The organism is Pandoraea sputorum, assembly GCF_000814845.2.
In the GTDB taxonomy this organism is placed as follows: Bacteria; Pseudomonadota; Gammaproteobacteria; order Burkholderiales; family Burkholderiaceae; genus Pandoraea; species Pandoraea sputorum.
The window spans coordinates 5,507,186-5,519,803 of the sequence record NZ_CP010431.2; the positions used below are offsets into that span (position 1 = coordinate 5,507,186).

The 12,618-nt window shown below is 61.3% G+C and carries 14 protein-coding genes and 1 tRNA gene; 7 read left to right on the top strand and 8 right to left on the bottom strand.

What is annotated here, in order from left to right; genetic code table 11:
* Positions 1-21: 21 nt before the first annotated feature.
* Genes NA29_RS24415 through NA29_RS24445 form a run of 7 tightly spaced genes read left to right on the top strand, consistent with a single transcriptional unit; the run spans position 22 to position 6,957 of the window.
* Positions 22-1,155: a glycosyltransferase family 9 protein gene (locus NA29_RS24415; RefSeq protein WP_039393883.1), complete on the top strand. Its 1,134-nt coding sequence runs from the start codon at positions 22-24 to the stop codon at positions 1,153-1,155.
* Positions 1,152-1,724: a D-sedoheptulose-7-phosphate isomerase gene (locus NA29_RS24420; protein WP_039393885.1), complete on the top strand. Its 573-nt coding sequence runs from the start codon at positions 1,152-1,154 to the stop codon at positions 1,722-1,724. The genes NA29_RS24415 and NA29_RS24420 overlap by 4 nt, the downstream gene beginning before the upstream one ends.
* Entirely contained in the window at positions 1,721-2,998 is a 1,278-nt protein-coding gene (locus NA29_RS24425; RefSeq protein WP_224786923.1) for a glycosyltransferase, read from the top strand. Before NA29_RS24420 ends, NA29_RS24425 begins: the two co-directional genes overlap by 4 nt.
* Positions 2,992-3,648: an acyltransferase gene (locus tag NA29_RS24430; protein WP_039393886.1), complete on the top strand. Its 657-nt coding sequence runs from the start codon at positions 2,992-2,994 to the stop codon at positions 3,646-3,648. The genes NA29_RS24425 and NA29_RS24430 overlap by 7 nt, the downstream gene beginning before the upstream one ends.
* Entirely contained in the window at positions 3,645-4,802 is a 1,158-nt protein-coding gene (locus NA29_RS24435) for a DegT/DnrJ/EryC1/StrS family aminotransferase (RefSeq protein WP_039393888.1), read from the top strand. Before NA29_RS24430 ends, NA29_RS24435 begins: the two co-directional genes overlap by 4 nt.
* A complete protein-coding gene (locus tag NA29_RS24440; RefSeq protein WP_039393890.1) occupies positions 4,799-5,398 on the top strand; it encodes a sugar transferase in 600 nt (199 codons plus the stop codon). The genes NA29_RS24435 and NA29_RS24440 overlap by 4 nt, the downstream gene beginning before the upstream one ends.
* 2 nt (positions 5,399-5,400) lie before the next feature.
* Positions 5,401-6,957, top strand: coding sequence for an O-antigen ligase family protein (locus NA29_RS24445; protein WP_084104108.1), 1,557 nt, complete (start codon positions 5,401-5,403; stop codon positions 6,955-6,957).
* A 93-nt stretch (positions 6,958-7,050) separates the two neighbouring features.
* Here the strand turns inward: NA29_RS24445 and NA29_RS24450 are convergent.
* The 8 genes from NA29_RS24450 to NA29_RS24485 all read right to left on the bottom strand — a co-directional run bounded on the left by NA29_RS24450 (position 7,051) and on the right by NA29_RS24485 (position 12,566).
* Positions 7,051-7,126: transfer RNA gene (locus tag NA29_RS24450), tRNA-Ala, on the bottom strand.
* Between the two features lie 104 nt (positions 7,127-7,230).
* The gene (gene soxB / locus NA29_RS24455) at positions 7,231-8,940 is read right to left on the bottom strand and encodes a thiosulfohydrolase SoxB (protein WP_039393892.1); all 1,710 of its coding nucleotides are present in this window, start codon (positions 8,938-8,940) and stop codon (positions 7,231-7,233) included.
* 109 nt (positions 8,941-9,049) lie between these two features.
* Complete coding sequence (locus NA29_RS24460) at positions 9,050-9,604, bottom strand: TlpA family protein disulfide reductase (protein ID WP_167370911.1); 555 nt, start codon at positions 9,602-9,604, stop codon at positions 9,050-9,052.
* Positions 9,605-9,667: 63 nt separating this feature from the next.
* Positions 9,668-10,318 carry a sulfur oxidation c-type cytochrome SoxX gene (soxX, locus tag NA29_RS24465; RefSeq protein ID WP_039393894.1) on the bottom strand — a complete coding sequence of 217 codons (651 nt, stop codon included), beginning with the start codon at positions 10,316-10,318 and terminating at the stop codon, positions 9,668-9,670.
* Positions 10,319-10,337: 19 nt separating this feature from the next.
* On the bottom strand, positions 10,338-11,219 hold the full coding sequence (soxA, locus tag NA29_RS24470) for a sulfur oxidation c-type cytochrome SoxA (RefSeq protein WP_224786921.1): 882 nt from the start codon (positions 11,217-11,219) through the stop codon (positions 10,338-10,340).
* 96 nt (positions 11,220-11,315) lie between these two features.
* Positions 11,316-11,627, bottom strand: a complete 312-nt coding sequence (gene soxZ / locus NA29_RS24475) for a thiosulfate oxidation carrier complex protein SoxZ (protein ID WP_039393896.1) — start codon at positions 11,625-11,627, stop codon at positions 11,316-11,318.
* A 33-nt stretch (positions 11,628-11,660) separates the two neighbouring features.
* Positions 11,661-12,128 (bottom strand): thiosulfate oxidation carrier protein SoxY, encoded by a 468-nt coding sequence (gene soxY / locus NA29_RS24480; RefSeq protein ID WP_039393898.1) that lies wholly within the window; start codon positions 12,126-12,128, stop codon positions 11,661-11,663.
* A gap of 108 nt (positions 12,129-12,236) precedes the next feature.
* Entirely contained in the window at positions 12,237-12,566 is a 330-nt protein-coding gene (locus NA29_RS24485; protein ID WP_039393900.1) for a c-type cytochrome, read from the bottom strand.
* Between the last annotated feature and the right edge of the window lie 52 nt (positions 12,567-12,618).

Here is a 12,618-nt window from a genome sequence, read left to right on the forward strand (position 1 = left end):
TTTGACCTAGATCGCTATTCGATGAAAGACCCCGCAATTCTGATCTTTCGCTCCGCCGCACTCGGCGACTTCATTCTGGCGTCACCTGCGCTTGAGCAGGTACGCCTGGCATTTCCGCACGCGAAAATTGTTCTGCTCACGACTCAGTCGGCCAGCAAAACACAACGCAACAAGGTGGCGCAGTATGCAGGCGACGCGAAGAGCCTGCCTTGGGTGGAACTAGCAAGGCCGCACCTGATAGACGACGTACGTGTGCTGTCGGGCCTGAGTTTCGGCAATCTTTTGGCACTCCGCAAATCGCTGCGTGGTTATCGCTTCGAACGCGCGGTCTTGATGCTCGACCCGTGTGCACCGTGGATAGGCCGAATCAAGAAGATGCTGCTGCTGTTCGCATTGCTCGGTCTGGTGCCGCAATCCGGGTGGCGCGGCCGCGGCTCGCTCGCGGGTGATCGCGCTGCGCTCAAAGCAGCAGGCCTCCTGCGTCATCACGTTCACGGTCCGTTGCAATTTCTGTCCGAGTTGCCAGTGCCGCAGCAATACGAAGACAGCAAGTTGCGATTCGACCTGCGTCCCGGTCCCAACGCGTACGCTTGGGCCACGCGCTGGTTCACCGAGCACATACCGAAAGACGCCGAATGTATCGCGATCTCGCCGGGTGCGATTCAGCCACATAAGCGTTGGCCGATCGAGAAGTACGCTGAACTTTGCCAGACACTACTGGTACGGCGACCGCAAACTCGCTTGCTGATCATCGGTGTGCGTGCCGACGCCGAGTACGGTGCCATTCTCCGCGCCGTCGATCCGACTCGCATTTATGATTTGATGGGGGCGACATCGATTGCTCAGTCGGCTGCCCTGCTGACACGCTGCGATATGCTGGTCGGCAATGACGGTGGATCAATGCACCTGGGCGATGCCATGGGATGTCCGACCGTGTCCATCGTACCGGGCATCGAGTATCCGGACTCGATCGAGCCTTGGCACAATCAAGCACTGGCGATTCGCCACGCTGTGCCGTGCGCTCCCTGTTACAACTTTACTTTCTGTCCGGAAGGGCATAACCGCTGCATGCTCGACATCTCGGTCGCTCAAGTGCTGGATCGCTGCCTGAGCGTGTTGGAGCGTCCCCCCATGACGGAGTCTCTACCCGTATGAGTACCAGTTTCACGAAAGCCGTTGAGGCTCACCTCACGGTCATCCAGTCGCTTCCTGCCATTACCTCGGATGTCGAAACGGCAGCACGCGTGTGCGCTGAAGCCATCGCCAGAGGCGGGCGTATTCTATTCTGCGGTAATGGCGGTTCTGCATCTGACAGCCAACATCTGGCAGGCGAACTTGTCGGCCGCCTCAAAGGCAACCGCAGGCCGCTCGCGGCCCACGCCCTGGGTGCCGACTCTGCCGTCGTCACGTGCATCGCCAACGACTTCGGCTATGACGAAGTGTTCGCCCGTCAGGTGGAAGGCATCGGTCGTGAAGGTGATGTGCTGATCGCCATCTCCACCAGTGGCAACTCTGCCAATGTGGTTCGGGCCGTTGAATGCGCAAACGAAATGGGTATCGTGACAATCGGCCTGCTGGGCGGGAGCGGCGGCAAACTGCTCGATATGGTCACCCACGCGCTTTGCATCTCCGTCACAACAGACACGGCACGCATTCAGGAAGCGCACATTTTGATCGGGCATGTGATCTGCGCTGATATCGAGACGCGTCTGGGCCTTGCATGAAAGCCGAAATGCGTGTCGCCAAGCCCTTGAACGTGTGGATCGTCAATCCCTACGGCACTCTGCCCGATGAAGCCTGGCGTGAATATCGCAGCAGCATGCTCGCGAGCGCGCTGCGCGCCGCCGGCCACCGCGTCACCTGGTGGATTTCGAACTTCGAGCATCGTGACAAACGCTTCCGTACACCGCGCTTTGAGCGCCGCGAACTCGCTGACGGCACAATCGTCAACATCGTCCCAACCACGGCCTACGCCGGGCATATCTCGCTCGCTCGCATCAAGAGCGAGCAGGTGTATGCACGCGGTGTGGCCGCACTAGCGCTCAGTGCGCAGCAAGATCGACCTGATCTCATCGTGCTTGCCGAGCCCTCATTATTCTTTGGCGGCCTCATCCTGGCCATGGCTCGCCGACTCGGCGTACCCATCGTGTCGGACATTCTCGATCTTTGGCCGGAATTGTTTACGCTCGTACTACCCCGGCCGCTACGACCGTTGCAGCGACTGGTGTTTGCGCCGCTCTACTGGCGGCGCGCGCGCACTCTGCGTGCATCACGCGGCATCGTTGCCGTATCCCGCGATTACCTGAATATCGGTTTGCATGCCGCCCCAGGCAAACCTTCGCTTGTGTCGTACCTGGGTGTCGACGTAGCGAGCGTGCGGACGGCGGCCAAGGACGCAGCTCGCGTGCTCGCGCAGCTCGACATCGCGCCGAAAGTATCGGGCGAGATATGGGTCATTTACGCTGGCACCCTGGGCGAAAACTATGACATCGCGTCGATCATCGGCGCCATGGAAGACGAACGCCTGCGCCAACTTCCGGTGCGATTCCTGTTTGCCGGCAACGGCCCCCAGCGCGAAATGCTCCGGGCCGCCTGCAATCGCAGCCAAGGGCGCGCTCGATATCTCGGCACACTTGAACCTGCCAGCCTGAACGCCTTGTACACGCAGTGCGACATCGGACTGAGCACATACCTCGAAGGATCTACGGTGTCGATGCCAGTGAAGTTCTACGATTACCTGGCCGGTGGCCTCGCCGTGGTCAACTCATTAGGGCGCGAAATCGGCACACAGGTCACCGAACGCCGCTTGGGTCTGCAGTACGGGGCGGGAGATGCCCGCTCGCTTGCCGACGCGCTGGTTGCGCTGACCGAGTTTCCGGAACTGCTGGCAGAATATCGGCGTAACGCCAGCGAAGCTGCCATGGCTTTCGATCAACGCGCCCAGCACGATCGATATGTACAATTTTTGACCTCCCTCGTCGAGAACCCGACATGTTGAGACAGCTCTATCTTTCGCCGGTTGGCTACATCATCTCGTTGGTGATGAATGTCGTCGGCATCTTTACCCGCCCCTTCATGGTGTACGGATACTACTGCCGCCCTGACAAGCGATTTCTGCGCTACACGCGCATCAGCTCGAGCGTAAAGGTGCTAGATGCTAACCAATTTCGGGTCGGAGATCATTGCTGGATCGGCCATTATTCGATCATTGACGCAAGCGGTGGAGTCACGCTTGGCGAAGGTGTCCAGTTCGGATTCCTGAGTGCGATTTTTTCGCACAGCAGTCACGCCTCGATCCGCCTCCTCGGCAAGCGTTATATTGACGTACCCACCGAGCAACGCCTCGGACTTGAGCGCGCGCCGGTGAAGGTCGGCGATTACTGCTTTATCGGCACCGGTTCCATTCTGCTGCCCGGAGCGGTCCTGGGCAAAGGCTGCGTCGTGGCCGTGGGCAGCGTCGTACGCGGTGAGTTCCCCGATCACTCCGTCATCGCCGGCAACCCGGCGCGCCGCGTCGGCGACACTCGCAAGCACGACACGCCCTACATCAACGAACCCGGCATCGACGAGACCTATTTCGACCCTGAGCGACTGGCGGAACTACGCCGGCTGCAACAACAAGACAACATCGAGAGCCAGACATCATGAATGAATCGTTCCTGCCCTTTGCCAAGCCCGAAATCGGTGAAGAAGAGATTGCGGAAGTGGTTGAGGCACTGCGCTCCGGCTGGGTGACCACAGGCCCGAAGACGCGTCAATTTGAAGCCGACTTCGCTGCCTACCTAGGCGGTGACGTCGAAGCCATCTCGGTCAATTCGGCCACGGCGGGCCTGCATCTCGCCCTGGAGGCTGTGGGTGTCGGCCCTGGCGACGAAGTCATTACGACTACGCATACATTTACCGCTACGGCCGAAGTCGTACGCTACCTGGGTGCCGACCCCGTGTTTGTGGACATTGACCCGACCACCCTGTGCATCGATGTGGCGGCGATTGAGCGCGCCATAACTCCGCGCACGAAGGTCATCATGCCGGTGCACTTTGCCGGTCGCGCTGCCGATATGCCCGCCATTCTCGATCTTGCCCGCCGCAAAGGGCTGAAGGTTGTCGACGACGCGGCCCATGCCTTGCCCGCTACCAGCGCCGGCGTGATGGTCGGCAAGCAAGGCGCCGACGTGACCATCTTCAGCTTCTATGCCAATAAGACGATCACTACCGGCGAGGGAGGCATGCTAGTCACGCAGAATCCGGAAATTGCGAAGCGCGCGCGCATCATGCGCTTGCACGGCATCAGCCGGGATGCCTTTGATCGCTTCACGGCCAAGACGCCGAGCTGGTATTACGAAATCGTCGCGCCTGGCTTCAAGTACAACCTCACCGATATCGCATCGGCGATCGGCATTCACCAATTGCGCAAGGCCAATCGCTTTCATGAACGCCGTCAGGCCATCGCCAACCACTACGACACCGGCCTGAAGGATCTGCCGATCATTTGCCCGCCGCATGCCGCGCCGGGCGACATCCACTCCTGGCACCTGTACGTAATCCAGCTTGGCGATAACGCGAGGGTCGCGCGCGACACGTTTATCGAGCGACTGTTCGAACAAGGCATCGGTTGCAGCGTGCACTACATTCCGTTGCACCTGCAACCTTACTGGCGTGACCGGTATCACCTCAATCCCGAGGACTTTCCGGTGAGCCAGCGCGTCTACGAGCGCACCTTGTCATTGCCACTGTACACAGCAATGACGGATGTGGATGTCGACCGCGTGCTTGGCGCGATTCGCCAGGCGCTTGCCGAATGAGCAGCGCTAAACGCTTACTGGATCTGGCGGGCAGCAGTGCCGGCCTGCTGGTGCTGTCGCCCGTGTTGCTGGGTATTGCGTTGGCCGTCAAGCTCGACTCGCCAGGCCCTGTGTTCTTCCGTCAGGAACGAATCGGGCTGCAAGGCGTACCGTTTCGTATCCACAAATTCCGGACAATGACGGTCGATATGACCGGCATGGCGCGTCAGATTACCGTCGGCGCGGATCGACGGATCACCCGTGTAGGGTACGTTTTGCGCAAATACAAGCTCGATGAATTGGCACAGTTGATCGACGTATTCACTGGGGCAATGAGTCTTGTCGGACCACGCCCTGAAGTTCCCAAGTACGTCGCCGTCTACCCGTCCGACGTTCGCGACATCGTGCTCTCGGTCAAACCCGGCATTACTGATCTGGCGTCGATCGAGTATCGCGACGAAAGTACACTTCTGGGTCAAAGCGACGATCCTGAGCGGACATATATCGAGGAAGTGCTGCCAGCGAAGCTGCGCTATTGTGTGGAATACGCGCAGCGCCACTCGGTCTGGCTTGACGTGCGAATCATTCTGCGGACGATCAAAGCCATCGTGACGTGAGCATGACGTGCCGCAAGACGGCACGTCATGCATCGGCTCCGGACATCCTGCGCCGCCTTGTCAGGCGAGCCGCTATCGGAACACGCAGATTGGATGTACGCTGTCCCACAGATTTTCGCCGGGAGAACCTGCACATCCAAGAGGTACAATGGCGACCCGCGCGACGCGAACACGCCGAAGGCGAAGTGCCGCGGCTGAGTCATGTGGCTACTTACGAGAACCTTACATGTCGCCGATTTCCAGCCCCGTCACCACAAATTGATGAACGCATCCGGATCCGTAACGCCCCCCCTCCGCCCGGCGAAGGTATCACCGATGTATTGATTTACCTGTACATAATCACCTTTCCTGCGCTTTCAATGCTGGTACGGGGTGGCGCCAGTGCGTTACTGATTGGCGGTAGTGTGTTGGCGCTTATCGGCCTGTTTTTTGTCCCCAGGCCACGCCAGGTATTGACCCGGGCCGACTGGACTTTCCTGGCTTCAATGGCTGCACCGGTGGTATTGGTCGTCGCGACCGAGCTTTCGCATGGCGAAATCGTGTGGAACACGATCGATTCACCGTCGCGATTCCTGCTCGCCATTCCGCTTTACCTGCTGATGCGACGGCACGCCCGCCCGATGCGCAGTCTGCATCTCGCGTTTATGGCTGGTGCAATCGCATCCATTCTGATCATGGTCCCCAATCACCGTGAGTGGGGTGCAGATCGTTTCGGTAGCTACTTCCTCAACCCCATCCATTACGGCGACATCGCCCTGATCTTCGGCGTGCTCTCGGCACTGTCCGTGTGTTGGGGCCGACGAGATCACTGGCTGTTGGCCGCGGTAAAGATCTCAGGCCTGATCGCAGGCCTACTCGCATCGCTGCTAACCGGCTCGCGTGGCGGATGGGTGGCGTTACCGCTCCTAGCGATACTCGTGTTGGTATATCAGTATCGGAATCGCACTTGGCGCTTCAAAATGCTAGTCGCGCTGGGGGTCGCCGCAGCCTGTGTGCTGCCGTACGCGGCATCACCATTCATTCGGGATCGCATCGACGACGTCAAGACTGACATTCAGCACTATCGGGAAGGGCAACGGGACACATCCGTTGGCGTTCGACTCCAGCTCTGGGAGGCAGGCCTGTCGTTCGTGCGTGACAACCCCTTTACCGGCCTCGGTGGTGGTGGCTACAAACGCAATATGCCGGAGCTTCAGGCCAGCGGTGCGCTAACGCCGCTCGCGGCCCAAGCCGGCGAGGGCGAGATGCATAATCAAATGATCGCGTACGCGGTCGACTACGGACTGATTGGTTGGTTGGCCCTAATGCTCGTCTACTGCGGTCCAGCGGCCATCTTCGCGTGTAGCTTGCGCTCAAGCGACAGCACAGTTCAGCGGGCCGCATTACTGGGCCTGGCTTTCGTACTTGCCTTCTGGATGTTTGGCTTAACGGTCGAGACCTTTAATCTGAAATCGACCACGTCAACCTACTCTGGCATTCTTGCCATGCTTTGCGCCTACTGCGCAGCCAGCCGCCACAGCGCCACCGACGGGCAACAGATGCCCGATCGAACCACTTAACCCTGTACATCACTCCATAAAAATAGCCTCGTACCGTTGCCTGTACGAGGCTATTTTTATCGTCGGCCGCTAACCGGCTTGGCGCACAATCTTTGGTGGAGCGGAGGAGGATCGAACTCCCGACCTTCGCATTGCGAACGCGACGCTCTCCCAGCTGAGCTACCGCCCCACACGAAGCTCCGATTATAGCGATTTTTCCGGGCGCGGCGAGCAGCCGACAAATTTGCTCGGGATTGCACGTCAGACGCGCAATCCCCGTGTTTTGCGGACCCTTTAAGCGGCCCCCAGATTGCCCTTCATCCCCTTGATGACAGGGACTTTCGGAGTTTTCGCAACAATCGTCTTCTGCGCTTTGAGATGGCGGGCCACGACGTCCCAGACCGGCTCACCCTGCGCGCCTTCCGCCACCGGCGCCCAACCGGCCACCTTGTAGGTCTTGTCCGCCTCGATCAGCTTGCCGTTCAGTCGCATTTCAGAAATCCGCTGCCCCATCGGCGCCATCGGATCGATGGTGTAGTCCATGCCGCCCACACGCACCATATCGCCACCCTGCTGGTAATACGGGTCCGGGTTGAACAGGTTGTCCGCCACGTCTTCGAGCACCGTCTTGATCGTCTCGCCGGTCATGGGGGTGAGGGTCGTGTACGGATAAGTGATCGCCGTCTGGTCGAGCAGTTGCTCCATCGTGATCGCCTGGCCCGGCAACAGCGACGTCCCCCAGCGAAAGCCCGGCGAAAACCCGATCTCGGCGTCCTTCTCGGCCATCACGGCGTCGAGCAGCAACTGGTCGAAGGTGCCGTTAAAGTTGCCCCGGCGGTACAGTGTGCCTTCGGTGATCGCCAGCGGCTCGGCCAGCTTCGCCGCAAACGGTGCGCGCACGCGCTCGATGAGCGCCTGCATCTGCGCATCCGCTGGCAGCAGGTTCGCGAACACCGGCAGGAGCTTGTAGCGGAAATCCACCGGCTTGCCGCCCTTCACGTCGAAGTCCAGCACCGCAAGGAACTTGCCGTTCGAACCCGCATTGGTGACAAGCGTCTTGCCGCCCGCGTTTTCCACCACGACCGGCTTGGGTACGCCGTCATGCGTGTGGCCACCGAGAATCGCGTCGATGCCGCGCACGCGCGACGCGAGCTTCAGGTCGACGTCCATGCCGTTGTGCGAGAGCACCACGACCACCTGCGCGCCCTTGCCGCGCACTTCATCGACCATCGACTGCAAACGCTCCTCCTGAATACCGAACGTCCAGTCCGGTACGAAGTAGCGCGGATTCGCGATCGGGGTGTACGGGAACGCCTGACCGATGATGGCCACCGGCACGCCGTTCATCGTCTTGATGGCGTACGGCGCGAACACCGGATCACCGAAGTCGTTCGTCTGCACGTTCTGTGCGACGAAGTCGATCTTGCCCTTGAGTTGCTCTTCGACGACGGACTTCACGCGCTCCGCGCCGTAGGTGAATTCCCAGTGTGCCGTCATGACGTCGACGCCGAGGGCCAGCGTGGCGTCGACCATGTCCTGCCCCTTCGTCCACATGGCGGTACCGGAGCCTTGCCACGTGTCGCCGCCGTCGAGCAGCAGCGCGCCCGGGCGCGACGCCTTCATGCGCTTGACCAGCGTCGCCAGATGCGCGAAGCCACCGACCTTGCCGTACGTGCGCGCAGCGGCAGCAAAATCGAGATAGGTGAAGGCGTAGGCATCCTGCGTGCCGGAACGTAATCCGTAGGCCTTCAGGAAGGCGTCGCCCACGAGATGCGGTGCCTTGTTGGCCTGCTCGCCAATGCCCAGATTGACGCTCGGCTCACGGAAGTAGATCGGCAGCAACTGCGCGTGGCAATCGGTGAAGTGCAGCAGGTGCACATTGCCGAACTTCGGCAGATCGTAGAACGCTGCGGCTGCCTTGGCCGCTGCCGTCTCGTGATGCGACAGCGCCATCCCGCCTGCGGCCGCCACTGCCAGTACTTCCATGAACTCGCGTCGATTCATCTCGTCTCCGTTGCATCTGCGGGGCGCAGCGCATCTCACAATGCGTCGCCGCTGTTATTCGTGCATTCGTGCGCGTTGGATTTTGCGTCGATTCGTTCGTCAGGCCAGTTCACTTGCCTGCGTAGTCCGCGAGCGCCGCCACGTCCTCGCCGAACATCTCGCCGACTTCCTTGCGCAAGACCTTGCCGTTGCGTCCGATCACGTACAACTCCGGCAGCTCGCGACGCTTGCCCAGCGCCGCCTGCCAGGCTTGCGTCTCCATCCCGGCGGGGAACGTGTAGCCGTGCGCCTTGATGTAGTCGACGGCATCCGCGGGCTTCTTGTCGATGGACAGCGTGACGATCTGGATCGGCTTGCCCCGCGTCGCTTCATAAAGCTTCTGCACGTGCGGATTCTGCTGCGCACAGAACGGGCACCACGACGCCCAGTATTCGACGATGACCGTGCGGTCCTTGAACGCGCTGGCGGGCAGCGTCTTGCCGTCGAGCAACGTGAGCGACGGCAACGTCACCGTGTCGCCCACTTCGACCGCTTGCGCAGGCGCACTCGCGAGCGTCGCCACCACGCTCAACACGATGGCCAGTCCATTAACGGCGCGTGCCGCGCGTGCGCGCGCACGGCCAGGCCGTTCAGACCAGGCGAAAGCGTCAGATTGGGAAGTCATGCGGCACTCCGAGAGCCGTCGGCGGAGGTTGCCCCTCCGCCCGAACGGCAAAGGACAATCGCCTTATTGATTGACCGGCGAGGCCGGGTCGAGCAGCAATGCCATGACATCCTTCAACTGCTTTTCCGTCAGGATGCCTGCCGCCCCGAAGCGCGGCATGTTAGAGCAGGCCATGTAGCTGTGCGAGTCGTAGACCTTCGCCCACGTGTACTTGACCACTTCGGGCGAATCGCCGCGCAGCTTGCCGTAGTTATAGAGCGACGGACCGATGTTGCCGAACGAGATCTCGCTCTTGGTCAGTTGATGGCAGGCGTAGCAGTTGCCGCCGTTGACGGTGTCGGCCTTGTCGGTGAACTGCATGCCGCGTCCGTTCTGGGCGACCTTCTCGCCTTCCTTCCAGTCGCCGAGGTACTTGCCGTCCGCCGGTGCCTTGACGTTCGCCAGTTCGGCCTTTTGCAGACGCTCGGCGATCTTCGCCGGCATCGGCTTGGTCGCGTACTGCGTGCAAAGCTTCTGCAATTCGCTCTGATCGATGCGATCGAGCTGTGCGATACCCGAGCCACGGAACGAGTCGCGCAGTTCCTGCACGACGACCGCGTCGGTGGTGCCGGTGACGCGCTTCACGCCGTCATCCTGAGCGAAGGCCGCGCCGACGACGAGAGCCCCGGCCGCTGCCAGCGCGACACACGTCGCGCGCAATGCGAATGATTTCATGGGTGTGCCTCGCAATCGGTCAGCGCTTCAGGCCGGGGGCGTCCATCTTGCCGCCGTTGGCCATCACACCGAGGAAAGTAATCAGATCGATCGACGCCTGCGAACCGTAGTTCAGCTCGGGCATGCGCTGCTGTCGGAAGCAGTCGTACATGCGCCACTGAATCGTGCGCAGCGCGCCTTGCGAGACACGGTAGCCCGGCCACGTCGCGAAGGCCTGACGTGCGGCCGCCGGTTTGGTCAGGTTCGGCAGATCCTGCAAGCGGATACGCTTGTCGTCCGCCCCGTGGCACGACGCGCACGAGAAGTCGTACGGCCCGGCACGGTAATAGAAAATCTTCTGACCACGCGCGTAGGCCTCCTTCTCTTCCTTGTGCGACTGCGGCACGCGAATGAGTGCACCGCGCGACTGACCTGCCACGTAAGCGGTGAGCGCTTCGAGATCGGTCGGGTCCTGGCCTTCCTTGGAGAACGGTTGCTTGATGACGTCCGCGCGCTTGAAGCCTTGCAGATTCACCATGCATTCGACGATGCGCGACTCGCCGTCGAGTACACGCTTCGTATCCGGAAAGTAGCGCGGCAGTTGCGCATAGGCGTCCTTCACGACACCGGCGCCGAGCCCGAGGTCGCACTGCGCGAGCGACACGTTGTTCGGGCCACGCGGCGTCTTCCAGAGTTCCTCGCCGCGCATTTCGATGAGTTCCGCCGGGTTGCCGTCGGCGAGCATTTCGCGATATTGCGCGATGGCATCGGCCGTCGAGTTGTCGGCAGCGTGCACCGTGGCGATGGGCGCGCCAACGCCCGCGATCGCGAGCAGGCCACCCAGCACGGTACGGCGCAGCCACGCCGCCGACGTGATGTCGCGTGGGGTGCTCACCCGTGCGCTATGTTGCGCCTCTAGCATCTGACTCTCCTCTTTTTGTGGGTTGTCCGGCGCACCACGGGCAGACACGAATCGCCTTCCCGCGAGCGCCACCGCACAGCTTCCCGGCATCGCCGCTCAGGCGACGGTCGCCTCGTCGGTACGCGAGTCGCCCTTGTTGTCGGTCCACGTCACCGCGACCTTGTCGCCCTTCTTGCCGCCCTTGAACTTGAACGACATGAACGGATCCTTCGACACGGCCGGACCCCATTGGGCCGTCAGCACCGTCTTGCCGTTGCAGGTGACCGTGACCGTCTGGATGAAGTGTGCGGGGACGATGTTACCGGAAGCGTCCTTGCGCTGGCCGGTTTCCATGATGTGGCTCATCAGCGCCTTCACTTCGACGACACCGCCGGCCTCGGTTGCGCGAATGCGCATCGGATTACCCATGTTGTGCTCCTCTAGCCTTATACGATGCGTCGCTCAACCGCCGCAGCCACCCAGCGTGACCTTGATTTCCTTCTCGGCCACGAGGTACTTGTTGTCTGCCTTGACCAGCGCGTAGACCTTCGACGTCTGGCCCATCTTCACGCGCGTAGTGACCGACGGCTCGGTGCCGTCGGGAATATCGAACGACGCGGCGAGCGTGTTCGGATTCTTCTCGATCAGGATGGCGATCGATTGCGTATTCGGGGCCTTGCTCGTGACTGCCACCGGCACGACCGCGCCGTTTTCGGCGATGTCGGGAGCCGTCAGCACGACCAGGTCGCTGGGGCTTGCGCTCGTGCCGCCGAGCGCCTTGACCGTATCGGCCACGCTCTTGGTGGCAAACGCCGCCTTGTTCCATTCCACCTGTGCCGCGCGGGCCTCTTCGGGCTTGATCAGCCCGGCGGCCACCGCCAGTCCCATTACCGCGGAAAACCGCAGCATGTCGCGTCGCTGTTGGTTCATCTCTGTGTGTTTCCTCTTTGAAGGCCGCCGGCGCACGTCTGAACACTTCATGCGTGACGCCGGCCGCCGTTCGCTCGTCCGATGTCCCGGCGAGCCCCCTGCCCCTGCTTACTTCGCCGGGGCGCCAGCCAGAACCCAATCCACCAGGATCTTGGCGTCAGCATCCGACATGCTCGGGTGTGCCGGCATCGGGATCGGACCCCAGACACCCGAACCACCGCCCTTCACCTTCTTGACCAGCTTGGCCACGGCATCCTTGTCGCCCTTGTACTTGGCAGCGACGTCCTGATACGACGGGCCCACGAGCTTTTTGTCGACCGCGTGGCAACCCATACAGGCGTTGGCTTGCGCGAGCTTGGTCGCGGCGGCGACATCGACACCTGCATGAGCCAGCGTAGTACCGGCGAGCATGGCCGCAGCGATGAGCATCTTCTTCATTCTTACTCCTTCGGTTTGTGTTGGGGACGGGGTCCTGCGGCGGCCTGGAGAG